This window comes from Streptomyces ziwulingensis, from assembly GCF_039542605.1.
Lineage (GTDB): Bacteria > Actinomycetota > Actinomycetes > Streptomycetales > Streptomycetaceae > Streptomyces > Streptomyces ziwulingensis.
In genome coordinates, this window is the sequence record NZ_BAABIG010000019.1 from 125,789 (window position 1) to 150,367 (window position 24,579).

22 protein-coding genes and 2 tRNA genes are annotated in these 24,579 nt (G+C 71.5%); 4 read left to right on the forward strand and 20 right to left on the reverse strand.

The features are described from left to right. Positions 1-20: 20 nt before the first annotated feature. The 9 genes from ruvA to pgsA all read right to left on the reverse strand — a co-directional run bounded on the left by ruvA (position 21) and on the right by pgsA (position 7,227). A complete protein-coding gene (gene ruvA, locus ABEB00_RS09640) occupies positions 21-626 on the reverse strand; it encodes a Holliday junction branch migration protein RuvA (protein WP_345618773.1) in 606 nt (201 codons plus the stop codon). Beyond that, a complete protein-coding gene (gene ruvC, locus ABEB00_RS09645) occupies positions 623-1,258 on the reverse strand; it encodes a crossover junction endodeoxyribonuclease RuvC (RefSeq protein ID WP_345618774.1) in 636 nt (211 codons plus the stop codon). The genes ruvA and ruvC overlap by 4 nt, the downstream gene beginning before the upstream one ends. Before the next feature lie 120 nt (positions 1,259-1,378). After that, positions 1,379-2,131, reverse strand: coding sequence for a YebC/PmpR family DNA-binding transcriptional regulator (locus ABEB00_RS09650; RefSeq protein ID WP_345618775.1), 753 nt, complete (start codon positions 2,129-2,131; stop codon positions 1,379-1,381). Positions 2,132-2,179: 48 nt separating this feature from the next. After that, positions 2,180-2,788 carry a pyridoxal 5'-phosphate synthase glutaminase subunit PdxT gene (gene pdxT / locus ABEB00_RS09655; protein WP_345618777.1) on the reverse strand — a complete coding sequence of 203 codons (609 nt, stop codon included), beginning with the start codon at positions 2,786-2,788 and terminating at the stop codon, positions 2,180-2,182. 7 nt (positions 2,789-2,795) lie between these two features. Then, a complete protein-coding gene (pdxS, locus tag ABEB00_RS09660; RefSeq protein WP_345618778.1) occupies positions 2,796-3,707 on the reverse strand; it encodes a pyridoxal 5'-phosphate synthase lyase subunit PdxS in 912 nt (303 codons plus the stop codon). Positions 3,708-3,846: 139 nt separating this feature from the next. Further along, on the reverse strand, positions 3,847-4,386 hold the full coding sequence (locus tag ABEB00_RS09665) for a hypothetical protein (protein ID WP_345618779.1): 540 nt from the start codon (positions 4,384-4,386) through the stop codon (positions 3,847-3,849). A gap of 68 nt (positions 4,387-4,454) precedes the next feature. Continuing rightward, a complete protein-coding gene (locus ABEB00_RS09670) occupies positions 4,455-5,621 on the reverse strand; it encodes a glycosyltransferase family 4 protein (protein ID WP_345618780.1) in 1,167 nt (388 codons plus the stop codon). Beyond that, entirely contained in the window at positions 5,618-6,535 is a 918-nt protein-coding gene (locus ABEB00_RS09675) for a phosphatidylinositol mannoside acyltransferase (RefSeq protein ID WP_345618781.1), read from the reverse strand. The genes ABEB00_RS09670 and ABEB00_RS09675 overlap by 4 nt, the downstream gene beginning before the upstream one ends. Then, complete coding sequence (gene pgsA / locus ABEB00_RS09680) at positions 6,532-7,227, reverse strand: phosphatidylinositol phosphate synthase (protein ID WP_425586466.1); 696 nt, start codon at positions 7,225-7,227, stop codon at positions 6,532-6,534. Before pgsA ends, ABEB00_RS09675 begins: the two co-directional genes overlap by 4 nt. Positions 7,228-7,489: 262 nt before the next feature. On the opposite strand from pgsA, the gene ABEB00_RS09685 reads away from it, so the two are divergent. Continuing rightward, positions 7,490-9,688, forward strand: coding sequence for an elongation factor G-like protein EF-G2 (locus ABEB00_RS09685; protein WP_345618782.1), 2,199 nt, complete (start codon positions 7,490-7,492; stop codon positions 9,686-9,688). A gap of 187 nt (positions 9,689-9,875) precedes the next feature. After that, complete coding sequence (locus tag ABEB00_RS09690; protein WP_345618783.1) at positions 9,876-11,537, forward strand: hypothetical protein; 1,662 nt, start codon at positions 9,876-9,878, stop codon at positions 11,535-11,537. Positions 11,538-11,650: 113 nt separating this feature from the next. Here ABEB00_RS09690 and ABEB00_RS09695 read toward each other — a convergent pair whose 3' ends face one another. Both ABEB00_RS09695 and thrS read right to left on the reverse strand, forming a co-directional pair. Continuing rightward, entirely contained in the window at positions 11,651-12,196 is a 546-nt protein-coding gene (locus ABEB00_RS09695; protein ID WP_345618784.1) for an HIT family protein, read from the reverse strand. Between the two features lie 76 nt (positions 12,197-12,272). Beyond that, a complete protein-coding gene (thrS, locus tag ABEB00_RS09700; protein ID WP_345618785.1) occupies positions 12,273-14,252 on the reverse strand; it encodes a threonine--tRNA ligase in 1,980 nt (659 codons plus the stop codon). Between the two features lie 280 nt (positions 14,253-14,532). Between thrS and ABEB00_RS09705 the strand changes: the two genes are divergently transcribed. Further along, entirely contained in the window at positions 14,533-15,258 is a 726-nt protein-coding gene (locus ABEB00_RS09705) for a 3'-5' exonuclease (protein ID WP_345618786.1), read from the forward strand. Between the two features lie 112 nt (positions 15,259-15,370). Here the strand turns inward: ABEB00_RS09705 and ABEB00_RS09710 are convergent. The 9 genes from ABEB00_RS09710 to ABEB00_RS09750 form a co-directional block, all read right to left on the reverse strand. Continuing rightward, positions 15,371-15,442, reverse strand: a tRNA-Val gene (locus tag ABEB00_RS09710). A gap of 39 nt (positions 15,443-15,481) precedes the next feature. Then, on the reverse strand, positions 15,482-15,928 hold the full coding sequence (locus tag ABEB00_RS09715) for an SRPBCC family protein (protein ID WP_345618787.1): 447 nt from the start codon (positions 15,926-15,928) through the stop codon (positions 15,482-15,484). A 39-nt stretch (positions 15,929-15,967) separates the two neighbouring features. After that, positions 15,968-18,703, reverse strand: a complete 2,736-nt coding sequence (locus ABEB00_RS09720) for an exo-rhamnogalacturonan lyase family protein (RefSeq protein WP_345618789.1) — start codon at positions 18,701-18,703, stop codon at positions 15,968-15,970. 205 nt (positions 18,704-18,908) lie between these two features. Next, complete coding sequence (locus ABEB00_RS09725) at positions 18,909-19,508, reverse strand: hypothetical protein (protein ID WP_345618791.1); 600 nt, start codon at positions 19,506-19,508, stop codon at positions 18,909-18,911. A gap of 13 nt (positions 19,509-19,521) precedes the next feature. Then, on the reverse strand, positions 19,522-20,415 hold the full coding sequence (locus tag ABEB00_RS09730) for a carbohydrate ABC transporter permease (RefSeq protein WP_345618793.1): 894 nt from the start codon (positions 20,413-20,415) through the stop codon (positions 19,522-19,524). Then, positions 20,412-21,383, reverse strand: a complete 972-nt coding sequence (locus ABEB00_RS09735) for a carbohydrate ABC transporter permease (RefSeq protein ID WP_345618866.1) — start codon at positions 21,381-21,383, stop codon at positions 20,412-20,414. Before ABEB00_RS09735 ends, ABEB00_RS09730 begins: the two co-directional genes overlap by 4 nt. Positions 21,384-21,412: 29 nt before the next feature. Next, positions 21,413-22,702 (reverse strand): ABC transporter substrate-binding protein, encoded by a 1,290-nt coding sequence (locus ABEB00_RS09740; protein WP_345618794.1) that lies wholly within the window; start codon positions 22,700-22,702, stop codon positions 21,413-21,415. A gap of 442 nt (positions 22,703-23,144) precedes the next feature. Continuing rightward, positions 23,145-23,216: transfer RNA gene (locus ABEB00_RS09745), tRNA-Val, on the reverse strand. A 78-nt stretch (positions 23,217-23,294) separates the two neighbouring features. Then, entirely contained in the window at positions 23,295-23,750 is a 456-nt protein-coding gene (locus ABEB00_RS09750) for a TIGR02611 family protein (RefSeq protein WP_345618795.1), read from the reverse strand. Positions 23,751-23,941: 191 nt separating this feature from the next. Between ABEB00_RS09750 and ABEB00_RS09755 the strand changes: the two genes are divergently transcribed. After that, a complete protein-coding gene (locus ABEB00_RS09755; RefSeq protein ID WP_004002642.1) occupies positions 23,942-24,355 on the forward strand; it encodes an SsgA family sporulation/cell division regulator in 414 nt (137 codons plus the stop codon). The last annotated feature ends 224 nt before the right edge of the window (positions 24,356-24,579 follow it).

The following is a 24,579-nucleotide window of genomic DNA, read 5'->3' on the forward strand; positions in this document are numbered from 1 at the left end:
CAGGGGTCGGTGGGGGCGGTTCAGCGGGCGCGGTTCAGTGTCTGCAGGGCCGCCTTCAGCAACTGTCCGACCTGGGGCGTGCCCCCGGCGGCCGCCGCCTGGGGGGCCACGGCGGACACGGCCTCGTCCGCCTCCCGGGTGGCGTACCCGAGGCCGATCAGGGCCGCGTGGAGCTGTTCGCGCCAGCCGGTGCTGACCGGTGTGCCGACGGCGGGGGCACCGGTCGGCTCGCCGAGCCGGTCCTTCAGTTCCAGCAGCAGTTTCTGGGCGCCCCTCTTCCCGATGCCGGGGACGGCGGTGAGCGCCTTCTCGTCGCCGGTGGAGACGGCTCTGCGCAGGGCGTCGGGGCTGTGCACGGCGAGCATCGCCTGGGCGAGGCGGGGCCCGACGCCGCTGGCGGTCTGCAGCAGGACGAAGACCTGGCGCTCGTCGTCGTCGGCGAAGCCGTACAGGGTGAGGGAGTCCTCGCGCACGACCAGGGAGGTGGCGAGCTTGGCGGGCTTGCCGAGCCGGAGCGTGGAGAGCGTGTGGGGCGTGCACTGGACGGCCATGCCGACGCCGCCGACCTCGACCACCGCGGCGTCGGGGGCGAGGGCGGCGACCGTGCCGCTCACGAAGGCGATCATGCGGGGCGGCCTTTCGATGCGGTGGGTGTTGCGGAGGGCCGGGCGGCGGGTGCTGCGGAGGGTCGGGCGGCGGGTGCTGGCGCGGGCCGTGCTGCGGACGGGCGTGTGGTGGGTGCCTCGGCCGTGTGCAGGGCTACGGCCCGCTGGAGCCGGTTCTGGGCGGGGGCGCGCCAGATGTGGCAGATGGCGAGCGCGAGGGCGTCGGCGGCGTCGGCCGGCTTGGGCGGTGCCGCGAGCCGCAGCAGGCGGGTGACCATGGCGCCGACCTGTGCCTTGTCGGCGCGGCCTGAGCCGGTGACGGCGGCCTTGACCTCGCTGGGGGTGTGCAGGGCGACGGGGAGGCCGCGCCGGGAGGCGCACAGGATGGCGACGGCGCTGGCCTGGGCGGTGCCCATCACCGTGCGCACATTGTGCTGGCTGAAGACGCGTTCCACCGCGACGAACTCCGGGCGGTACTCGTCGAGCCACTGCTCGATGCCCTGTTCGACGGCGACCAGGCGCGGGCCGAGGTCCGCGTCGGCCGGGGTGCGCACGACACCGACGCCGATCATGGTGAGCGGCCGGCCCGCGACGCCCTCCACGACCCCGACCCCGCAACGGGTCAGTCCCGGGTCCACCCCCAGCACGCGCACGCCGCGCCCTCCTCCACCGATCACCAGTTCGTGCAGGCTATCGGGTGCCACCGACAACGGCGGCGGGCCGGGGGGACGTGTCCCGCCGGCCCGCCGCCGAGAAGCCGCTCGCGGGCTCGGCTACGCGTCGATCTTCTCCATGACCTCGTCGCTGACGTCGAAGTTGGCGAAGACGTTCTGTACGTCGTCGCTGTCCTCCAGCGTGTCGATCAGGCGGAAGATCTTGCGGGCGCCGTCCTCGTCCAGCTCGATCTGCATGGTCGGGACGAAGTTGGCGTCCGCCGACTCGTAGTCGATGCCGGCGCTCTGCAGGGCGGTGCGGACCGCGACCAGGTCGGTGGCCTCGCTGATCACCTCGTAGGTCTCACCGAGGTCGTTGACCTCCTCGGCGCCCGCGTCCAGAACGGCGCCGAGGACGTCGTCCTCACCCAGCTCGCCCTTGGGGACGATCACGACACCCTTGCGGTGGAACAGGTACGACACCGAGCCGGGGTCGGCCATGGAACCGCCGTTGCGGGTCATGGCGACACGCACGTCGGAGGCGGCGCGGTTGCGGTTGTCGGTGAGGCACTCGATGAGCACCGCGACGCCGTTCGGGCCGTAGCCCTCGTACATGATCGTCTCGTAGTCGGCGCCGCCGGCCTCGAGACCCCCGCCCCGCTTGACCGCGGAGTCGATGTTCTTGTTGGGGACCGACTGCTTCTTCGCCTTCTGGATGGCGTCGTAGAGCGTCGGGTTGCCTTCGATGTCCACACCGCCCATGCGGGCCGCGACCTCGATGTTCTTGATCAGCTTCGCGAAGAGTTTGCCGCGCTTGGCGTCGATCACGGCCTTCTTGTGCTTCGTCGTAGCCCATTTAGAGTGGCCGGACATCTGCCTGTCTCCTTCGCGTAACCCAACTCTTTACGAACCCCAGAGATCCTACAAGGAACCCCGCGTCCGGCTCGCGCGCACCATGTCGGCGAACAGGCCGTGCACGCGGTGGTCGCCGGTGAGCTCCGGATGGAACGAGGTGGCGAGCGCGTTGCCCTGGCGGACGGCGACGATGTGGCCCTCGTGCTCGGCCAGCACCCGCGCCGCGGCGCCCACCGACTCGACCCAGGGGGCGCGGATGAAGACGCCCTCCACAGGATCGCCGTCGACGCCCTCGATGTCGAGGGCCGCCTCGAAGGACTCGTTCTGCCGTCCGAAGGCGTTGCGGCGCACGATCATGTCGATGCCGCCGATCGTCTCCTGGCCCGAGCGCGGGTCCAGGATCTTGTCGGCGAGCAGGATCATGCCCGCGCAGGTGCCGTAGACCGGCAGGCCGTCCGCCACGCGGGCGCGCAGCGGCTCCATCAGCCCGAAGAGGGTGGCCAGTTTGGAGATGGTGGTGGACTCGCCGCCGGGGAGGACCAGGCCGTCCACCTCGGCGAGTTCCTCGGGACGCCGGACCGGCCTGGCCGCGGCGCCGGCCGCGGCCAGGGCGACGAGGTGCTCCCGCACGTCGCCCTGGAGTGCCAGGACGCCGATCACCAGTGCGTCGCTCATGGCGTCTCTACCAGCCGCGGTTGGCGTAGCGCTCGGTCTCGGGGAGGGTGTCGCAGTTGATGCCGACCATGGCCTCGCCGAGGTTGCGGGAGGCCTCCGCGATGATCTTCGGGTCGTCGTGGAAGGTGGTCGCCTTCACGATGGCGGCGGCGCGCTTGGCCGGGTCGCCCGACTTGAAGATGCCGGAGCCGACGAAGACGCCCTCGGCGCCGAGCTGGCGCATGAGCGCGGCGTCGGCGGGGGTGGCCACGCCGCCCGCGGAGAAGAGCACCACCGGGAGCTTGCCCAGCTCGGCGACCTCCCTGACCAGCTCGTAGGGGGCGCGCAGGTCCTTGGCAGCGGCGTACAGCTCGTGGTTGTCGTAGCCGCGCAGGCGGGCGATCTCGTTCTTGATCTGGCGCAGGTGGCGGACGGCCTCGACCACGTTGCCGGTGCCCGCCTCGCCCTTGGAGCGGATCATGGCCGCGCCCTCGGCGATGCGGCGCAGGGCCTCGCCCAGGTTGGTGGCGCCGCAGACGAACGGGGTGGTGAAGGCGAACTTGTCGCTGTGGTTGACCTCGTCGGCCGGGGTGAGGACCTCGGACTCGTCGATGTAGTCGACGCCGAGGGACTGCAGGACCTGGGCCTCGACGAAGTGGCCGATGCGGGACTTGGCCATCACGGGGATGGAGACCGCCTCGATGATGCCCTCGATCATGTCCGGGTCGGACATCCGGGCCACGCCGCCGTCCTTGCGGATGTCGGCGGGGACCCGCTCCAGGGCCATGACGGCGACGGCGCCCGCGTCCTCGGCGATCTTCGCCTGCTCGGGCGTGACGACGTCCATGATCACGCCGCCCTTGAGCTGCTCGGCCATACCGCGCTTCACGCGCGCGGTGCCGGTCTCGGGGGTCTGGTTCTCGGAGTGGATGCGGGACACGGGTGACCTCACTGAAGAAAAGAGGGGGTTTCTGCAGCACTGAGGAAACGTGAACGGAGCAGTCCACAGCAAGGGCCAATGGGCAGGCGGTGGATCATTTTGCGGACCCGCCGTGCGGCGGTGGTGGCGCGGCGCGGTGTCAGGACCGGTCGACCAACGCGGGCGGCGGCTCGTCGTCCATCTCGAAGGCCAGCGGGAAGGGGGCGTGGCCGGCCAGCCGGAACCAGCGGACCTTGCGGTGCTCGCGCAGGCGGCGGGCGGCGCCCACGGTGTTGTTGTGGAAGCGGCGGGCCATGGGGACGCGGCGGACCGCCTCGGTCAGCTCGCCGGCCGCCGCCTCGCCGCCAGGCGCCTGGCGCAACACCTCCACCTGCTGCGGCTCCCCGAACACGGCCCGCAGCGCCTGGCTCAGTTCGCTCTCGGCGACCTCACGCTGTTCCTCCTCGCTCTGCCGGGCGGCGTGCGCGGCCTCGTACAGGACGATGGAGGCGGCCGGGTCCAGGACGCCGGCGGTGGCCAGCTCCTGGGCCACGGAGGCCCGGCGCAGCAGTTGGGCGTCGAGGCCGGCGCGGGCGGCGTCGATGCGGGCGTGCAGCCGGTCCAGGCGCCCCGCCGTCCAGCTCAGGTACAGGCCGATCGCCACGAGGGCGACGAGGATCCAGATCAGGGTTGCGGTCACGCTCCGCTAACTTACCGGCTGTGTCGGCCCGGACGGACTCGTCCCCGTGCCGCCCGCACTCCGGGGTCTCAGTCCCGCCCGGCCAGCCCGAACCGGGCCCGCAGGCCCGTCGCCCGCTCGTCCGCGGCCACCGCCGCCGCGCCCGCCGTCACCGTCTCGTAGACGGACAGGATGTCCGCGCCGACCGTCGACCAGTCGAACCGCCGTACGTGCGCGCTGCCCCGCTCGCTCAGCTCGGCCAGCCGCCGGGGGTCCTCCAGCAGCCGTACGGCCGTCGCGGCGAGGGCGTCGGCGTCCTCGTTGGGGAACAGTTCGCCGGCCGCGCCCCGGTCGAGCACCTGCGCGAAGGCGTCCAGGTCGGCGGCGAGCACCGGGGCGCCCGCCGACATCGCCTCGACCAGGACGATGCCGAAGCTCTCGCCGCCGGTGTTGGGCGCCACGTACAGGTCGACGCTGCGCAGGAAGCGCGCCTTGTCCTCGTCGCTGACCATGCCGAGGAACTCCACGCGTGAGCGCGACTCCGCCGGCAGGCTCTCCACCGCCTCCTCCTCGTCGCCGCGTCCGGCCACCAGCAGCCGGGTCTGCGGGCGGGCGGCGAGGATCTTCGGCAGCGCCCGCATCAGCACCGGCAGGCCCTTGCGGGGTTCGTCGATGCGCCCTATGAAGCCGAGGGTGTCGCCCTGCCACTCGGGTTTCGGCTCGGCCTTGGCGAAGAAGTCGACGTCGACGCCGTTGGGGATGACGACCGCGTCGCCGCCGAGGTGCTCCACCAGCGTGCGGCGGGCGTACTCGCTCACCGCGATCCGCGCGCTGATCTTCTCCAGGGCCGCCTGGAGGATGGAGTACGCGGCGATCATCGCGCGGGAGCGCGGGTTGGACGTGTGGAAGGTGGCCACGATCGGCCCCTGCGCCGCCCAGCAGGTGAGCAGGCCCAGCGAGGGCGAGGTCGGCTCGTGGATGTGGATGACGTCGAAGGCGCCGTCGTGCAGCCAGCGCCGCACCCGGGCCGCCGAGAGGAAACCGAAGTTGAGCCGGGCCACCGAGCCGTTGTACGGCACCGGCACCGCGCGGCCCGCGGACACGACGTACGGCGGCAGCGCGGTGTCGTCGTCGGCCGGGGCGAGGACGGAGACCTCGTGGCCGAGGCGGCGGAAGTACTCGGCGAGGTCGCGGATGTGGAACTGGACGCCGCCCGGCACGTCCCACGAGTACGGGCAGACGATGCCGATCCTCAACGCGGGTCCCCGTCCGCGGGGCGGGCGTCCAGGTCGGCGAGCCACAGTCGCTGGAGCATGTGCCAGTCCTCCGGGTGGTCGGCGATCCCCTCGGCGAAGGCGTCGGCCACCGCCTGTGTCATGACAGACGTCTTCTCGCGCCGGGTGCCTGACACGGGCACCTCCACGGGCGGATGCACCCGCCCCCGCATGACCGGCGAGTCGTCGTACCAGAGGGTGACCGGCAGCAGTCGCGCGCCGGTGTGCTGGGCGAGCAGGGCCGGGCCGGCGGGCATCCGGGCCTGCTCGCCGAAGAAGTCGACACCGACACCGGAGGCGGACAGGTCGCGGTCGGCGACCAGGCAGACCAGGCCGCCCTCGCGCAGCCGCCGGGCCAGGGTGCCGAAGGCCGTGCCGCCGCTGTGCGGCAGGACCTCCATGCCGAGGCTCTCGCGGTAGGCGACGAACCGGTCGAACAGCGTCTCGGGCTTGAGCCGCTCGGCGACCGTGGTGAAGGGGATGCCGAGCCGGGTGGTGATCCAGGCACCGGCCAGATCCCAGTTGGCCAGGTGCGGCAGGACGGCGATCACGCCCTTGCCGGCGTCCAGGCCCGCGGTGACGTGGTGCAGGTCCTCGACGGTGACGGAGGCGGCGATCCGCTCGGTGCTCCACGTGGGGAGCCGGAAGGACTCCATCCAGTAGCGCAGGTAGGAGCGCATGCCGGCGCGGGAGAGCGCGGCCAGCCGTTCGGGGCCGGCGTCGGGCAGCACGCGCGCGTAGTTGCCCTCCAGGCGCAGCACGCCTTGGCCGCGCCGCTTCCAGGCGAGGTCGGCGAGGGTGCGGCCGAGCTTCACCGCGGCCGGTTCGGGGAGCTTCTTCACGGTGCTCCAGCCGGCGCCGTACAGCGCGTCGGCCAGCCGGTCCTGGGCGCTCACTTCGCCGCCTCGCTCCCCTGCGTCCTCTGGGTCTCCTGGGTCTCCTGGGGCCGGGGCGCCGCGGCCTCCGCCTCGGCGGACTCCCGGCGGACGGTGACCACCCGCTGGACCAGGGTGACCAGACTGCCCACGGCGACGATCCACAGGGCGATCGGCAGCAGGTACTGGATGCCGGGCACCCCGAACGCGTGCAGGCCCGCGAGACCGGCCGCGACCAGCGAGATGACCAGCCGCTCGGCGCGTTCCACCAGGCCGTTGACGGCGACCGGCAGGCCGATCGACTCGCCGCGCGCCTTGGTGTACGACACCACCTGGCCGCTGGCCAGGCAGAAGATCGAGACGGCGCACAGGGCGATGTCGTCGCCGCCACCGGCGTACCAGAGGGCGAAGCCGCCGAAGACCGCGCCGTCGGCGACCCGGTCCAGGGTGGAGTCCAGGAAGGCGCCCCAGCGGCTGGAGCGGCCGAGCTGGCGGGCCATGTTCCCGTCGACCAGGTCGGAGAAGACGAAGAGCGTGATCACCACCGTGCCCCAGAAGAACTCGCCCATGGGGTAGAAGACCAGCGCTCCCGCCACCACGCCCGCGGTACCGATGAGCGTCACTGTGTCGGGGCTGACGCCCCGGCGGATGAGAAACGCGGCGAACGGTGTGAGAACACGCGTGAAGAATGCACGCGCGTACTTGTTCAGCATGGCCTTCCCGACGGTCGTTGTCGCCGCGGCCCCTGCTGGCCGCCGGCTGGCCCATCGTAGTCACGCGCACGCGTGCGTGACGGCCGGGCACCCGGACCCCGGGTGCGGCGCCCGGTGGACGGCGGGTTCCGGTCCGCCGTATGGACGCGGCGTGACGGGAGTGGAAAGCTCGAAGGACCGCGGGCGTCGCCGGAGCCGCCAGTGCACGCGGTCCCGCGTGTCCGCGCCCACAGTGACCTCACCGTGCACGGGAGGCGGAGACATGGGCGACAAGGCACACACCCACCCCGGGGCCGCCGGCCGGGCGCGCGCGGCCGACCGGCCCGCATCCGTACGGAACGTGGTTCTGGTCGGCCCCTCCGGTTCGGGCAAGACGACTCTGGTGGAGGCCCTCGCGCTGACGGCGGGGGCGGTGAACCGGGCGGGCCGCGTGGAGGACGGCGGCTGCGTCTCGGACTACGACGAGATCGAGCACCGGCAGCAGCGCTCCGTGCAGCTCTCGCTGGTCCCCCTCGAATGGGACGGCATCAAGATCAATGTCCTCGACACCCCCGGGTACGCCGACTTCGTCGGGGAGCTGAGGGCCGGTCTGCGGGCGGCGGACGCGGCCCTCTTCGTCGTCTCGGCCGCGGACGGGGTGGACGGCTCGACCCGGGTGGTCTGGGAGGAGTGCGCGGCCGTCGGCATGCCGCGCGCCATCGTGATCACGCACCTGGAGGCCGCGCGCGCCGACTTCGAGGAGATGACCCGGAGCTGCGCCGAGGCGTTCGGCGCGGACGACCCCGACGCCGTACTGCCGCTCTACCTGCCGCTGCACGGCCCGCGGACACCCGACGGCCACGCCCCCGTGACGGGTTTGATCGGGCTTCTCTCGCAGAAGCTGTTCGACTACTCGGCCGGTGAGCGCGAGGAGTCCGAGCCCGGCCCGGAGCAGTTGCCGCTCATCGCCCAGGCCCGGGACCGGCTGATCGAGGGGATCATCGCGGAGAGCGAGGACGAGACCCTCATGGACCGCTACCTGGGCGGCGCGCCGGTCGACGTCAGGACGCTGGTCCAGGACCTGGAGCGGGCGGTGGCGCGCGGGGTGTTCTTCCCGGTGCTGGCCGCCGCCCCCGCGGCCGACGGCGCCCGCCGGGGACTGGGCACGGTCGAGCTGCTCGACCTGGTCGCCCGCGGCTTCCCCACCCCCCTGGAGCGCGCGGCACCGCGCGTGACGACGCCCGACGGCACCCCGCGCACGCTGCGCGGGTGCGACCCCGGCGAGTCGCTGGTCGCGGAGGTCGTGAAGACCTCCTCCGACCCGTACGTCGGCCGTGTCTCGCTGGTGCGGGTCTTCTCCGGCACCCTGCGCGCCGACCAGACCGTGCACGTCTCCGGGCACGGGATGGCCGACCGCGGCCACGAGGACCACGATGTCGACGAACGCGTCGGCGCCCTGTCCACGCCGTTCGGCAAGCGGCAGCACCCGGTCCCGCACGTCATCGCGGGCGATCTGGCGTGCGTGGCGAAGCTGAGCCGCGCGGAGACCGGCGACACGCTGTCGGCGAAGGACGACCCGCTGCTGATCGAGGCGTGGGAGATGCCCGACCCGCTGCTGCCGCTCGCCATCGAGGCGCACGGCAAACCCGACGAGGACAAGCTCTCCCAGGGGCTGGCGCGGCTGGTCGCGGAGGACCCGACGATGCGTCTGGAGCAGAACCAGGACACCCACCAGGTGGTGCTGTGGTGCCTGGGCGAGGCCCACGCGGATGTCGCCCTGGAGCGGCTGCGCGGCCGGTACGGCGTCCGGGTCGACGTCGTCCCGCACCGGGTCGCGCTGCGGGAGACCTTCGGCACGAAGGCTGCCGGGCGCGGCCGGCACGTCAAGCAGTCCGGCGGGCACGGCCAGTTCGCGATCTGCGAGATCGAGGTGGAGCCGCTGCCGGGCGGCTCGGGCGTCGAGTTCGTGGACAAGGTGGTCGGCGGCGCGGTGCCCCGCCAGTTCGTGCCGTCCGTGGAGAAGGGCGTGCGCGCCCAGGCCGCGAAGGGCGTCGCCGCCGGTCATCCGCTGATCGACGTGCGGATCACGCTGCTGGACGGCAAGGCGCACTCGGTGGACTCCTCCGACGCGGCCTTTCAGACGGCCGGCGCGCTGGCGCTGCGCGAGGCCGCCGCGGACACCCGGATCGACGTGCTGGAGCCGGTGGCCGAGGTGGGCGTGCTGGTGGGCGACGCGTACGTGGGCGCGGTGATGAGCGATCTGTCCGGGCGGCGCGGCCGGGTGCTGGGCACCGAGCGGACCGCCGGGGGGCGGACTCTCGTCCGGGCCGAGGTGCCGGAGATCGAGATCGGCCGGTACGCGGTGGACCTGCGGTCCCTCTCGCACGGCACCGCGCGCTTCGAGCGCCGGTACGCGCGGCACGAACCGATGCCGGCTCAGGTGGCGGGGAAGGTGCGCGAAGAGGCGCGCGGGGGCGCGTGAGCGAGCGCCCGGGCGCGTCGGTGACCGCCGCGGGCGGCGGCCGTCGCTCCGCCCCGGCGGACGGCTTCGACCGTCCGCCGACGCGTGTCGGTGGCTGACGATACGCTGATGACTTGATCAACAGGTGTGCGAAGCACGGAAGTCGGGAAAGCCGCTTGGCGAGAGGCGGCGTCGATCGGGGGCGGGAATGACCGTGGGCAACGGTTACGCGGACTTCTTCGGGCCGCAGGTGCCGAGGACGGCGGACGCGAGCCAGACGGCCACCCTCGCGCTGGCGTCGGCGGCCTACCGGGACAATCCGGTCGAGGAGATCAAGAAGGCCGACAACGACTGGCACCAGACGACCGTGAATCCGGGCCGTTCCTGGGCCACGCTGTTCCGGCCCAATCTCGGTGAGGCGTTCGCGCACGCGGTGGTCGGCCGCATGCTGGGCGGCAAGCGCGCACCCCTCATCCAGTCCTTCGGCACCGAACCGCAGGTGGTCGTCGAGCACTGCCTGGCGGCCAACCGCATCCGCAAGGAGCGCGACGCCCGGCTGACCGTCGTGATGGTGGTGTGTGGCCTGCTCTTCCTGCCCGGCATGCTGGTCTGGCTGCTCGGCGCCCAGATCCGCGCCACGGTCTCGAAGTCGACGAACAAGCAGGCCGGGGCGCTCGGCACGGCCGTGCTCGTCGGGATCGGGGCGCTGGCCGTGCTGTTCGTGATCAAGATGCCCTTCGACGGCTTCTGGGGCTGGTACGCGCGCCTGTCGGTGGTGATGCCGGTGGCCGGCTGGTTCTGGGCCAAGCGGATCTGCGAGAGCACGGCGAAGGACCTGCGGGAGCGCTGGGCGAGCCTGGTGGCGGGGTCGAGCGTCGGCGCCAAGGTCCCCGAGGCGGTACCGAGCAACCCGAACGAGACGGCGGCCGAGCAGTTGCGCCAGTCCCTCGCCAAGCTGGGCGCCGAGCAGCAGTCGAACTCGGCCTTCTACGCCGGTCCCAAGGGCATACTCGGCATGGGCACGCGCTGGGGAAGCTGGCAGCTCGCCGAGGACCTGGTGCCGGCCGACCCGTCCCGGGAGATCCACCCGTTCCGTAGCTGGGACGTGATCCGGTCCATCCACGACCAGCTCCGCATGCTGGAGCGGGGCCCGCTGAACACCGGCGGTTTCCCGAAGGCGTCCATACGGCACTGGGTGGTCACGCCGATCGCGGAGGGCGCCAAGGGCGTGTCCCGGCCGGAGGGCACGGACGTCGAGGCGTACCAGGTCAAGCCGCACGCCGTGCAGGAGATCTGCAACAAGCAGCAGTTCGGCGCCGGTGACCGGCACTACCTGGGCGTGCAGTGGGTGCTCTGGGACGGCCAGCTCGTCCTCACCATGATGATCACGGTGACGGTGTTGCACGCGACGCTGCGGATCGAGGTCACCGGACATGCCCTCGGCCCGGTGAACGGGCTGTTCATGGGCGGTCCGTCGGCCCCCTCGAAGCAGGTCGCCAAGGCGTTCAAGCCCTGGGAGACGCGGAAGGTGATGCTTCCGCTGATCCCGCCCGGCGAGGTGGTCCGGCTCGCCGTCCGCGCCCCGCTCACCTGGTACTCGCCGGCGTTGAACTGGCTCGGCGGGACGATCTCGCTGCCCGAGCCGTTCGGTCTGCGGCACGCCTGGGCCGATCAGCCCTGGCGGCACCGCTTCATGGCCGACGACGCGCTGCGGGCCGCCACACCGGTGCTGCGCGTGGTGCACTCCGCGGCGATCAAGGTGCTGGAGGAGAACGGGGTGAACACGGAGAAGTTCGGCGCGCGCTCGGCGTTCCTCAGCGGCGCGGTGCAGGACCCGTCGCCGCGCAAGGCCGACCTGTACGACGCGTAGGGCTCACCCGGCGCGTGGACGTCACCCGGGACGCGGGGCGCACGCGACGCGTGGGGCGCATGCGACGCGTGGGGCTCATGCTCGCGAGCCCCTCGCGCGCCGCTCGCCGGCCCTCAGGCCGGCCAGGCCTCCGCCAGCATCTTGCGGGTGTCCCCCAGCAGTTGCGGCAGCACCTTGGTGTGGCCGACCACCGGCATGAAGTTGGTGTCACCGCCCCAGCGGGGCACGACGTGCTGGTGGAGGTGGGCGGCGATGCCCGCGCCGGCCACCGCGCCCTGGTTCATGCCGATGTTGAACCCGTGCGCGCCGGAGGCGGTGCGCAGCGCCGTCATCGCCTGCTTGGTCAGCTCGGCCAGCTCGGCGGTCTCCGCGGTGGTCAGCTCGGTGTAGTCGGCGACGTGGCGGTAGGGCACGGTCATCAGGTGGCCGCCGTTGTACGGGTACAGGTTGAGCACCGCGTAGACGTGCTCGCCGCGGCGGACGACCAGGCCGTCCTCGTCGGATTTGGCCGGGATCGAGCAGAAGGGACAGCCGTCGTCGGCCCCGGGGCCGCTCGGCTTGTTCTCGCCCTGGATGTACGCCATCCGGTGGGGCGTCCACAGGCGCTGGAACGCGTCCCGCGTCCCCACTCCCGACTGCTGCTCCGGCTCACTCGTCATGCTTGCAGCATATGGCGTCGGTCCGGTGGACGAGGAAAGGCCCCCGGGATCACCCGGGGGCCTCGGCGCGGTGCGGTCAGATCTGTGTGCGCTCCTCGACCACCTTCGTGATCTTGGCGATCGCCTCGTCGACGGGGATGCCGTTCTCCTGGGAACCGTCGCGGTAGCGGAAGGAGACGGCACCGGCCGCCATGTCCTCGTCGCCCGCGATGACCATGAAGGGCACCTTCTGCTTCTGCGCGTTGCGGATCTTCTTCTGCATCCGGTCGGACGAGGCGTCGACCTCCACCCGCAGACCGGCGGCGCGGGCCCGCTCGGCGAACTCCTGGAGGTACGGCACGTGCGCGTCGCCGATCGGGATGCCGAGCGCCTGGACCGGGGCGAGCCAGGCGGGGAAGGCACCGGCGTAGTGCTCCAGCAGCACGCCGAAGAACCGCTCGATGGAGCCGAAGAGCGCCCGGTGGATCATGACGGGCTGCCGGCGCGAGCCGTCCGCCGCCGTGTACTCCAACTGGAAGCGCTTGGGCTGGTTGAAGTCGACCTGGACGGTCGACATCTGCCAGGACCGGCCGATGGCGTCCTTGGCCTGGACGGAGATCTTCGGGCCGTAGTAGGCGGCGCCACCGGGGTCCGGGACCAGGGGGAGGTTCTGCTTCTCGGCGGCCTGGCGCAGTGCCTCGGTGGCCTCCGCCCAGTCCTCGTCCGAGCCGATGAACTTGTCGGAGTCGTCGCGGGTGGACAGCTCCAGCTCGAACTCGGTCAGACCGTAGTCGCGCAGCAGGTCGAGCACGAAGGTCAGGAGTGTGTCCAGCTCCTCGGGCATCTGCTCCTTGGTGCAGTAGATGTGCGAGTCGTCCTGGGTGAAGCCCCGCGAGCGGGTCAGGCCGTGCACGACGCCCGACTTCTCGTACCGGTAGACGGTGCCGAACTCGAACAGGCGCAGCGGCAGCTCGCGGTAGGAGCGGCCCCGCGACTTGAAGATCAGGTTGTGCATCGGGCAGTTCATCGCCTTGAGGCGGTAGTTCTGCTCGTCGAACTGGATGGGCGGGAACATGCCCTCCGCGTAGTGCGGCAGGTGTCCCGAGATCTCGAAGAGGTGCTCCTTCGAGATGTGCGGGGTGTTCACGAACTCGTAGCCGGAGACCTCGTGCCGGCGGCGCGAGTAGTCCTCCATGACCTTGCGGATGACGCCGCCCTTGGGGTGGAACACCGCGAGGCCGGGGCCCAGCTCGTCGGGGAAGGAGAACAGGTCCAGCTCGGTGCCGAGCTTGCGGTGGTCGCGCTTCTCGGCCTCGGCGAGGAAGTCCAGGTGGGCCTTCAGCTCCTCCTTGGACGGCCAGGCGGTGCCGTAGATGCGCTGGAGCTGGGGGTTCTTCTCGCTGCCGCGCCAGTAGGCGGCGGCCGAGCGCATCAGCTTGAAGGCCGGGATGTTCCGCGTGGTCGGCAGGTGCGGGCCGCGGCACAGGTCCTTCCAGCACAGGTCGCCGGTCTTGGCGTCGAGGTTGTCGTAGATGGTCAGCTCGCCGCCGCCCACCTCGGCGTCGGCGCCGTCGGCCGCCTGCGCGGCGTTGCCCTTGAGGCCGATCAGTTCGAGCTTGTAGGGCTCGTCCGCCAGTTCCGCGCGGGCGGCCTCGTCGGTGGTGACCCGGCGGGAGAAGCGCTGGCCCCGCTTCTGGATCTCCTGCATCTTCTTCTCGACGCGCTTGAGGTCCTCGGGGTTGAAGGGCTCCTTGACGTCGAAGTCGTAGTAGAAGCCGTCCCGGATGGGCGGGCCGATGCCCAGCTTGGCCTCGGGGAACAGTTCCTGCACCGCCTGCGCCATGACGTGCGCGGCGGAGTGGCGCAGGATGTTCAGGCCGTCCTCGGAGGAGATCTCGACGCCCTCGACGGTCTCGCCGTCCCCGACCTCGTAGGCGAGGTCCTTCAGCTCCCCGGCGACCCGGGCGGCGACGATCGAGCGCTCGCCGGCGAAGAGCTCGGCGGCCGTGGTGCCCGTCGTCACCACGCGTTCGTCCCGCTCGGAATCGCGTTGGATGATCACACGGACGTCTGACACCGGTCTCTCCTGACTGAAGGGGGCGCGGCGCCATACCGGAGCGCACGCATGGGGGCGATCGTACCGACCCGCCCCCCTGCCTCGCGAAATCAATACCCGCCCCCGGGTCCCGGGCGCGCCGCTCACTCCTGGGGCGCGGGCTTCCCCGGCGTGATCGGGGTCCGTCCGGAGCACCTCGGCCCACCGGTCGCCGGCGTACGGCGCGAGCGGCCCGGGTATCACCGGGACAGGCAGCGGACGAGTCGTCAACTGCCGGCGGTGGACGAGGGGTTGTGAGGGTATGGCGTGCTGGTACGAAGGGCCCCTGGCCGCGTTCGACACGGAGACGACGGGTGTCGACGTCGAGACCGACCGGATCGTGTCGGCGGCCGTCGTCGTCCAGGACGCGCCGGGCCTCAAGCCGCGGGTGATCCGCTGGCTGGTGAACCCGGGCGTTGAGGTGCCCGGGTCGGCGACCGCGGTGCACGGACTGTCCGAGGAGCGGCTGCGGCACGTCGGCCGCTGGCCCGCGCCGGTGATGTACGAGATCGCGGAGGCGCTGGCGGAGCAGGCCCGTGTCGGGCGTCCGCTGGTGGTGATGAACGCGCCGTTCGATCTGACCCTGCTGGACCGGGAGTTGCGACGCCATCGCGCCTCGCCCCTCGACCGCTGGCTGGGCCACCTGCCGTTGTACGTCCTGGATCCCCGGGTGCTCGACAAGCACCTGGACCGCTACCGCAAGGGCCGCCGGACCCTGACCGACCTGTGCGGCCACTACGGCGTTCCGCTGGAGGGCGCGCACGACGCGGCGGCGGACGCGCGGGCCGCGCTGGAGGTGGCCCGGGCGGTGGGGTACAAGTTCGCGGGTCGGCTGGAGCGGCTCTCCGCCCAGGAACTGCACGGCCGCCAGGCGGTCTGGCACGCGGCGCAGGCCAGGGGCCTGCAGTCCTGGTTCGCCCAGAACGGCACGGACGAGGCGGTGGACCAGGCCTGGCCCCTGCGCCCGGAGGTGCCGGCGGCGGCCTGAGCCGCGCCGTCCCGGCACCGGCACCGCCGCGCGGAGACAGACGGAAACAAGCGGAAACAAAGAGAGCGACGTGGTCCGCACGGTCTGCGGACACACGTCGCCTTCGCGAGCGTGGGCGATACTGGGTTCGAACCAGTGACCTCTTCGGTGTGAACGAAGCGCTCTCCCACTGAGCTAATCGCCCGGGAACGCACTGAACAATACAGGGCCCGGTGCGCTGCTTTCAAACCGCCCGGAGATGGGCGGCCAGGCCGCGCCGCCCGGCGCGCATCATCAGGGTGTGGTTGGCGCGGAAGAGGGCCCGGCCGGGCAGGGCGAGGTGGCGCAGCAGCGGTTTGCGGACGTCGACCTCCTGTTCGTAGCGGACCAGGGTGCCGGTGCCGCGCGCGCGGACGGTCCAGCGGGCCCAGCCCTCGATGTCGCCGCCGAGCACGACCTGGAGGACCCCGGCCGCCGGATCGCGGCGCTCCTCGCGCATCGTCTGGGTCAGGTCGTACGGGAGGAGGGAGCGGACGCGGATGACGCCGCCGGCCGGGTCGAGGCGGGTGACCTCGCGGACCTGGGGCCACCAGTGCGGGTACTCCTCGATCCGTTCCAGCGCGCGGTAGACGTCCGGGACGGGCGCGGGCAGGTCCCACAGACTGCGGAACCGGTAATGGTTGAAGTCCACGCGGGGAGTGTGCCCCCTCCCGCGCCCGTCACGGGTGGGCTACGGCATCCGGTTTCCCAGCAGGGCGAGGTTCTCGATGGCGGCGAGGCCGTAGAGGGCGGTGTCGTTGGTGGAGATCCAGGGCGCCTCGCTGCCCGCCACCAGGGTGAGCGGGCCGGTGAGTTCCCGCGTCTTCCAGGGCGCCGACTCCTGGTACCCGTCGGAGTTGTAGAACTTGTCCCACGCGCGGGCGGCGAGTTTCTCGTCGCCGGTCCGCACGGCCGCGTACGCGTCGAGGCGGGAGTGGCCCTGGAAGAGGAGCAGGGAGCCGAAGTCGCTGCCGTACCGGGCGGCCTGCTCGGTCTTGGCGGCGTTGAAGTAGCGGCAGTAGTCGTAGTACGCCGCCTCGAACGCCGGCATGTCGACCAGGTCGATCAGCTCGGCGCAGAGTTCGCCGAGGCCGAAGACGGCCGAGAGGTGCGAGACGGAGACGACGGGGTCCGCGGCGATCGCGAACTTCCCGGTGTCCAGGTCGTACAGGCCGCTGCCCTGGACGAACCCGTTGGGCTGGGCGGCGATCGTCTCCATGGTGGACAGGACGCGGGCCTTGGCCTTCTCCCACTTGGGGCCCCTGCGTTCCCACTCGGTCAGCCAGGCCGAGACCAGGCCGCTCCAGTCCGTGCCGAAGCCGATCGACAGGGCGTGCCGGTCGGGGGTGTACGGCTCGGTGCGGATCTTGCGCAGCGGGTCGAGGGCGAGGAAGGTCTCGTCGGAGTCGACGTTGGCGTGGCAGAGGTCGCCGACGCGTTCGTCGGCGGTGAGGAAGTAGTAGAAGCGGCGGTAGGTGGTGTTGGCGATGCGCTGCTGCTTGGCGCTGTCCGCGTAGTGCTGGACGCCGTGGCGGGTGCCGAGGCCGGCCCACTCGCCGAGGTGGTAGACGTCGACCTCGCCGGTGTGCCGGGTCATGGCCTCGGCGAAGCGGAAGATGTCGGCCCGGCCGGAGCGCAGATAGGCGTACCAGAGCCAGAGGTCGGGGGAGAGTTCGGAGTTGTCCCAGGCGTAGCCGCCGACGTCGTACCGCCACTGGTGCCGGGCGGTGTCGTACGTGTGCATGATGTCGCCGTAGTCCCAGAAGCCGTACCAGCGGCGCTGCTCCACCTGGTCCTTGTAGTAGGTGAAGAGGAAGTCGAGGTGGTCCTCGATCTTCGCCTTGGCCGGGGTGGAGCGGTCCGGTTCGGAGTACAGGCCGGGGCCGAAGACCCCCGCCTTGATGAGCTGCCCGGGCGGGGCGGCGAGCTGCGGCAGGACGCGGACGGCCTCGACCTGCCGGGCGAGGGTCTCGGCCGGGGGCGTGGCGGCGTTGGCCCAGAAGAGGAGTTCGGAGGTGCGGGCGATGCCGTACGGGGTGCCGAACTCCGGTTCGTAGTCCTCGTAGGTGATGTTGAGGCCCTCGATCTGCTCGGGGTAGGTGTCCTGGCCCAGGCCGTCGTGGTAGAAGCGCAGGTCCATCGGCTGGGCCTCGGGCGACCAGAGCCAGAGGGTGACCTCGGCCTCGTCGGTGTGGGCGTCGCGGATGTCGAGCTGGGCGGGGTGTTTCTCCCAGAAGTCGCGCAGGCCGAAGGAGAGACCGCCGCTCGCGCCGCCGACGTACCCGAAGCCGGAGGCGCGCCGGCCGCCGCCCGCGGCGATCCAGCCGTGGCCCTTCGTGGTGCGCTTGCGCAGGGTGAAGCCGTCGGCGGAGAGCTGGGAGAGGGTGTGGTCGCCCCATTCGGGGATGTACTGGAGGCGGGTGGTGACCCGCTGGTCCCAGGTGGCCGGGTCGGGCAGCCGCTCCCCCGCGTACTGCGCCGCCTGCACGGCCGCACCCGGGTCGCGGCGCAGTCCGGTGATGCCCTTGACGGCCTCGCGGAGCAGGCCGGTGCCCTCGCCGCCGAGCCGGACGTGCCGGTCGTAGGACTCGTCGCGCATCGGCACGGTGAAGCGGACGCCGAGGCCCCGGATGAAGTCACCGCTCGCCTCGCCGGGCTTTTGCTCGCCGTCGAAGGTGAGGGTGTGCACCATGCGGAAAGAGTCGGCGCCCGCGTAGAAGTAGAGGCGGATCGAGAAGGGCAGCCGGCTCCGGCCGCCCTTGCGGTGCTTGCCGTCGATGCGGACGACCGCCCGGACCGGCCCGTCCTGTTCGACGGTGACGTCCGAGATCGCGCCGTCGAAGCGCTCGTACCTCACCGTCCCCTGGTCGCCGTCCTCGATCTCGGGCTGGCGCAGCAGGACGAGCCGGCCGTCCTTGGCGATCTCGGTGGAGCCGCGGGTGACGGATCTGACGAGGGTGGCGCCGGATCTGCCGATCCGCGCGGTGATGACGCCGGTCGATATGTCGATGCCGCCGCCGCGCCGGTCGACGGTGACCTTCTTCTCGGGTGCGGCGGGGGTGCCGGCGGCCAGGGTGAGCCGGCCGGTACCGGAGCCGACGGCGTGCGCGGTCCACTTCAGGGAACCGTCCGGCCAGTAGGCCAGCGGCCAGGTCTGCACGGGTACGGCCGTGCCGTCGGCGTCGGTGAGGGAGAAGGTCTGCTCCTCCGGGTGGGCGCCCTTGGGCCAGGGCACGCCGACGGTGGTGCCGGGCGCGGCGCCGAGGCCGCCGTCCTCCAGCCAGTCGAGGGTGACGGGGCCGGCGGCGGTGGCCTCGGCGGCGGGCGCGGCCTGGGCCTCGCGGGTGCCCAGCGCCCAACTGACATGGGCGGCGGCGCCGGCGACGGCCGCCGCCTTCAGGAGGGATCTGCGGGGGATGGGGGACATGGCCTTCCCTTCCGTGCGGGGGACATGGGGTGGTGGACTCGGGCGGGGGGACAGGGGCTGGTGGACTCGTACGTGAACGCGCATATGGATGACTGGAATGTCAGGGGCATGACAGATCGGGACGCGGCACCGGGGCACCGCTCCCGGCCGGGTGGCCGCCACTCCCGCACGGGTGGCCGCCGCTCCCGGCCAGGTGGGACGCCGCTCAGCGGCGGGCGTACCGCTCCTCCACGGCGACGGTCGCCGCCGCCACGGCGCCGAGGACGGCGACGCCCAGCGGCGCGCTGAACCAGGCGGAGCAGACCACGACCGCCAGGCCGCCGACGAGCAGGAAGGAACCGGCGGGGTCGAGCACGGTACGGCGGCCGGCCCCGGCGAGCAGCGCCCGCCAGGAGGCGCCGGGGTGCCAGCGGGCGGCCGCGCGCAGTCCGGCCACGGCCGCGGCGATCAGCGCGGACACGCCCACGGCACCGGCCAGCGGCCCGCCCGGCAGCCCCGCCCGCACCGCCCGCACGTCCACCCAGACCACGGCCAGGGCGGCCCACCCGGCGAGCCCGACGAGCCAGCCGCGGCGCAGCGCCGCGCGGAAGTCGGCGGTGAACTCCCGCAGCCCGCCGCGTTCATGCGCGAGCCGGCGCCCGAGGTGCCGCGCGCCGGCCGCGAAGGCGGCCGGCCAGGTGACCAGCGGCAGCGCCGCCACCGCGATCCACACGCCGGTGAGCAGGCACTCGGCGAACAGGGCGAACCGCTCGGCGAGCGGCGACTCGCCCGGTCCCGTACGGGCCTTCGCACGCATCTCGGTCATGACCTGCTCCCCCTCAGCCCTTCAGTCCGGACGTCGCCATGCCGTCGATCAGATAGCGCTGGAAGGCCAGGAAGAAGGCGAGGACGGGCAGCAGGGCGACCAGCGACATGGCGATCATGCCGCCGTAGTCGGCCAGCCCCTCCTGGTCGACGAACATCTTCAGCCCCAGCGAGACGGTGTACTTGTCGGGCTCGTTGAGGTAGATCAGCGGGCCCATGAAGTCGTTCCACGAGTTGATGAAGGTGAAGATCGCGCTGGTGATCAGGGCCGGGCGGCACAGCGGCAGCACGATCGACCAGTAGATGCGGAAGTGCCCGCACCCGTCCAGCCGGGCCGCCTCGTCCAGTTCCCTGGGCAGGTTCCGCATGAACTGCACCATCAGGAAGACGAAGAACGCCTCCGTGGCGAGGTACTTGCCGAGCAGCAGCGGCGTGTACGTGTTGATCATGTCCAGGTTGCGGAACAGCACGTACTGCGGGATCAGCAGCACGTGGTAGGGCAGCAGGAGCGTGCCGATCATCAGGGTGAAGAGCAGGTTCCGGCCCGCGAACCTGATCCTGGCGAAGGCGTAGGCCGTCAGCGAGCAGGACAGCAGAATGCCTGCCACCGAACCCACCGCGAGGAGAGCTGAGTTGACGAAGAAGGTGGAGACCGGGATGTCGGCGATGCCCTCGGTCAGGCGGGTGTAGTTGGCGGTGATCGGCTCGGCCGGGAACAGGTCCAGGCTGCCGACGATGTCCTCGCTCGCCTTGAAGGAACCGCCGAGGACCCAGATCACCGGGTAGAGGATCACGGCGAGGATCGCCAGCGACCCGAGGTGCCAGGCGAGGGACCCGGGCAGCCCGCGCCGCAGGGCGGCCGCCCTCGGGGACGCGGCCGGTGTGACGTCGGTGGCCCGCGCGCTCATCGGCCGCCCTCCTCGTAGTGCACCCAGCGCTTCTGGGACCAGAACAGCACGGCGGTGACCAGGGCGACCGCGACCAGCAGCATCCAGGCCATGGCGGAGGCCAGGCCCATACGGCTGTTCTCGAATCCCTGGACGTACAGATAACAGGTGTAGACCATCGAGCCGTCCGCGGGACCGCAGGCGTTGCCGCCGGCGCCGCCGCCGACGATGTAGGCCGAGCTGAAGATCTGGAACGAGTGGATGGTCTCCAGCAGGACGTTGAAGAAGAGGACCGGGGAGATCATCGGCAGCGTGATGTTCCAGAACTGCCGCGCCTTGCCCGCCCCGTCGACGTCGGCCGCCTCGTACAGTTCGCGCGGCACCTGCTTCAGGCCGGCCAGGAAGATGACCATCGGGGCGCCGAACTGCCAGACGGTGAGCGCCACCAGGCTGTAGATGATCATGTCGGGGTCGCCGGTCCAGCCGCCGACGCCGACCCCGAAGAACTGCTGCGTGCGGTCGACGACCGCGTCGTCCGAGAAGATCGCCTTCCAGACGATGGCGACGGAGACGCTCGCGCCGATCAGCGAGGGGGCGTAGAACGCGGCCCGGTAGAACGCCTGGCCGCGCCGCTTCTGGGCCAGCAGCAGGGCCACCCCGAGGGCGGCGACCAGTTTGACGGGGGTGCCGACGACGACGTACCAGAGGGTGACCTGGACGGAGTGGCGCCAGCGCGGGTCGCCGAACATCTCCGTGAAGTTGTCCAGGCCGATCCAGCGCGGGGCGTCGAAGAGGTTGTAGTCGGTGAAGGCGTAGTAGAGCGAGGCGATCATCGGGCCCGCGGTGAGCAGCAGGAATCCGGCGATCCAGGGGGACATGAAGAGGTAGCCGACCAGGCTCTCCCGGCGGGCCCGCCGCTTCCAGGCGGTGGGGCGCGGGGACTTCACGGGGCCGTGCCGCGGCTCGGGGTCCGTGGTCCGGCCCGCCATGGCGGGGGCGTGTGTCACGGCGCTTCCCCTCAGCCGGTGAGAGCCGTCTTCGACTCGGTGAAGAACTGCTCGACCGCCTCGTCCACCGACCGCTTGCCCAGGGACATCTCCTCGGCGATGCGCAGGAACGCGGCCTCGCAGATGTCGGCACCGTCCGGGTGCGGGGTGATGGTCTCCAGGACGCCCGCCTTCACGAGGGACTCCTCGTAGGCCGCGATCGACTTGTCGACCTCACCGGTCGGCCGGTACGCGTCGTACTGCACCTGCGTCGTGGGCACCCCCCGGTCGTAACCCATGATCTTGGCGACCTCGGGGTCGTGGACCATGAAGTCGATGAACTGGGCGACCTCCTTCGGGTGCCGGGTGCGCTTGGCGGCGCTGAGCATCAGTGAGCCGAGGTACTGGCCCGTCTTCTTGCCGTCCGTGGTGGGGATGGGCGCCAGGCCGTACTCGCTCGTGCCCTCGGAGGTGTAGCGGACGACGAAGTTGTCCCAGGTGAACTCGGCGGCCGCCAGCTCGCCGGCGACCGCCGACTTGGGCTTGATCTGCACGACCTTCTTCGCGTCGGCGACCAGGCCGGTCCGCACGCCCTTCTCCGCCTTCGTCCACCACCGGGTCAGATCCGCCTCGGTGAAGCCGAGTCCGTCCTCGGTGAAGAACGCCTTGCCGTTCTGCCGGAGGTACAGGTCGTAGAGGTACATGACGCCGTACATGCCGCTGTCCCCGGCCCGGCCCGCCCGGTCACGGATGCGCGTCATGGCCGCGTCGAAGTCGTCCCAGGTCCAGCCCTGTTCGGGCGAGGCGCCGGCCCGGGTCCAGACGGGCTTGTCGATGACGAGGGCCATCGAGTTCGAACCGACCGGCACGCCGAGCAGTTTGCCGTCGACCTCGCCGAACTTCTCCAGTCCCGCCCGGAATCCGTCCATGGAGAGATTTCCGGCCTCGACCTGGTCGCCGAGATCGAGCAGCACATTCTTCGCGTCGTATTTACGAAGGAATCCGATGGCATTCTGGAAGACATCCGGCGGATTTCCCCCCGAAGCCTGTGTGTTGAACTTCTTCCAGAAGTCGGCGTACTGCTGGAAGTCGGTCTTGACCTTGATCTTCGGATACTTCTTCTCGAAGAGCGCGATGGTCTTGTTGATGCGTTCCGCCCGGTCCTCCGCACCCCACCAGGAGTAACGGATCGTCACCGTGCCGTCCCCCGAGCCGCTGCCGCCCTCGCACGCCGTGGCGGTCGCGCCGAGCCCCGCGGCGGCCAGCGAGGCCCCCGCCGCTTTGAGGATCGTCCGCCTCTCCACATTCCCGACCTGCTGCATAAGAGCCTCCCCGCGACGTTGCGTTCGCTCCGTGAATCGTTTCAAGTAAGCGCTTGCTGGCACAAGCTACGGAGGGCCCAGGGGCGCGTCAATGATTCGGACAGGAATTGATGGGAGCGGGGCGGCGCGCGCCGCGGCGGCGTCCCGGAACGCGTCGGGACGCCGGGCCGGAAAAACGCAGGTCGCCGTGGGCGCGATCGAGGGGCCGAACGGCGGGTGGCGCGTCGGCGGAGGGCGCGCGGAAGGTCACGGTTGGATGAAGGCCGGGGGTTGGGCGGGGCCCGGCGGGCAAGCCGCGCGGGACCGACGTGACCAAGGGGCCCGGCGAGGGGCTGTGGGGCCTGACGTGACGCCGGGCGGCCTGGACCGGCGGAGGTCCGGCGTGCGTCCTGGCAACGGAACGGCCCGGCTCACTTCCGTGAGCCGGGCCGCCTTGATCCGGTGGGCGATACTGGGTTCGAACCAGTGACCTCTTCGGTGTGAACGAAGCGCTCTCCCACTGAGCTAATCGCCCGGACGCAGGGAGAACGTTACCGCATGTCAGGGGCTGCCCGTGCCACCCGGTCGCGCGGGGCGGAGGGTCGCCCCGCGCTCACTGGTCCTCGATCTTCCAGGGCATCACGAGGCCGAACTTCCACAGGTAGAAGCCGACGATCGCCGCGATGACCACCAGGCCGATCGACGTGAGGATGATGTTGCGGCGCCGCACCTCGGGGTCGAGCGCGCGCTGTGCCGCCTCGGTCACCTTGCGTTTGGTCCAGCGCAGTACCAGTTGGGCCCAGACGAACTCGGTCGCCCAGATCGCCATGCCGCCGAAGATCACGACCCAGCCGGGTCCGGGCAGCGGCAGCATGATGATGCCGGCCACCACGACCGCGAGACCGACCACGAAGACACCGACCTGCCAGCTCAGGTGCAGCATGCGGCGCGCCTTGACGAACTCGGGAGCCCGTGAACCGAGTTCCCGCTCGTCCGCCGCCTCGTCCGTTTCCGCCCGATCCGACATCACAGCCGCTACCTCGCCCGGCTCACTACTCCCCGTGTTCATACGGCCAAACCCTACCGGAGCGAAACGAGTCACCGGAATGGCCGCACCTCGACGACGATCTCTCGGCCGGAAGAGGGACGTAAAGCCACGCAAAACACTCAGAGGGGTTTACAACGGCACCGTAGGTGGCATGTCGATTTCGCCGACGTGCGAATCCCCGAGCGCACACTGAGCGAAAGGCCCTGGCGCTTATGAACACCACGGTCAGCTGCGAGCTGCACCTGCGCCTCGTTGTGTCGAGCGAGTCATCCCTGCCCGTCCCCGCAGGCCTGCGGTACGACACGGCCGACCCCTACGCCGTGCACGCCACCTTCCATACCGGAGCCGAGGAGACCGTCGAGTGGGTGTTCGCCCGCGATCTGCTCGCCGAAGGGCTGCACCGGCCCACCGGTACCGGCGACGTCCGCGTCTGGCCGTCGCGCAGCCACGGTCAGGGCGTCGTGTGCATCGCCCTGAGCTCTCCGGAGGGCGAGGCACTGCTCGAGGCCCCGGCGCGGGCCCTGGAGTCCTTCCTGAAGCGCACCGACGCCGCCGTGCCGCCCGGCACGGAACACCGGCACTTCGACCTCGACCAGGAGCTCTCGCACATTCTGGCGGAAAGCTAGCGCGAGGCCCCATGAAGCCGCCCGGCGCCGTCGACTCGGGGTGACGGCCCGGGCCAGGACAACCGCATACGGCACTGCGCACCGGCGTCGTCGCCGCGGCACTTCCGCGGCGACGACGCCGGTGCGCGTGCGCGCGGGTCCGCCGCCCCGGCCCCGCGGGCCCCGGGATGCCACTACCATCGGCCAGCATCGGCGGGCGCCCGCCCGTCCCCCAGGCCTGGGAG

Bases quoted from the DNA above. Each gene is read 5' to 3' on its own strand.
- ABEB00_RS09650 (WP_345618775.1), bottom strand. From the start codon at position 2,131: ATGTCCGGCCACTCTAAATGGGCTACGACGAAGCACAAGAAGGCCGTG.
- ABEB00_RS09690 (WP_345618783.1), top strand. From the start codon at position 9,876: ATGACCGTGGGCAACGGTTACGCGGACTTCTTCGGGCCGCAGGTGCCG.
- ABEB00_RS09695 (WP_345618784.1), bottom strand. From the start codon at position 12,196: ATGACGAGTGAGCCGGAGCAGCAGTCGGGAGTGGGGACGCGGGACGCG.
- ABEB00_RS09725 (WP_345618791.1), bottom strand. From the start codon at position 19,508: ATGACCGAGATGCGTGCGAAGGCCCGTACGGGACCGGGCGAGTCGCCG.
- ABEB00_RS09755 (WP_004002642.1), top strand. From the start codon at position 23,942: ATGAACACCACGGTCAGCTGCGAGCTGCACCTGCGCCTCGTTGTGTCG.
- pgsA (WP_425586466.1), bottom strand. From the start codon at position 7,227: ATGCTGAACAAGTACGCGCGTGCATTCTTCACGCGTGTTCTCACACCG.
- ABEB00_RS09685 (WP_345618782.1), top strand. From the start codon at position 7,490: ATGGGCGACAAGGCACACACCCACCCCGGGGCCGCCGGCCGGGCGCGC.
- ABEB00_RS09705 (WP_345618786.1), top strand. From the start codon at position 14,533: ATGGCGTGCTGGTACGAAGGGCCCCTGGCCGCGTTCGACACGGAGACG.
- ABEB00_RS09750 (WP_345618795.1), bottom strand. From the start codon at position 23,750: ATGAACACGGGGAGTAGTGAGCCGGGCGAGGTAGCGGCTGTGATGTCG.
- ruvA (WP_345618773.1), bottom strand. From the start codon at position 626: ATGATCGCCTTCGTGAGCGGCACGGTCGCCGCCCTCGCCCCCGACGCC.
- ABEB00_RS09735 (WP_345618866.1), bottom strand. From the start codon at position 21,383: ATGGCGGGCCGGACCACGGACCCCGAGCCGCGGCACGGCCCCGTGAAG.
- pdxT (WP_345618777.1), bottom strand. From the start codon at position 2,788: ATGAGCGACGCACTGGTGATCGGCGTCCTGGCACTCCAGGGCGACGTG.
- ABEB00_RS09720 (WP_345618789.1), bottom strand. From the start codon at position 18,703: ATGTCCCCCATCCCCCGCAGATCCCTCCTGAAGGCGGCGGCCGTCGCC.
- ABEB00_RS09740 (WP_345618794.1), bottom strand. From the start codon at position 22,702: ATGCAGCAGGTCGGGAATGTGGAGAGGCGGACGATCCTCAAAGCGGCG.
- ABEB00_RS09730 (WP_345618793.1), bottom strand. From the start codon at position 20,415: ATGAGCGCGCGGGCCACCGACGTCACACCGGCCGCGTCCCCGAGGGCG.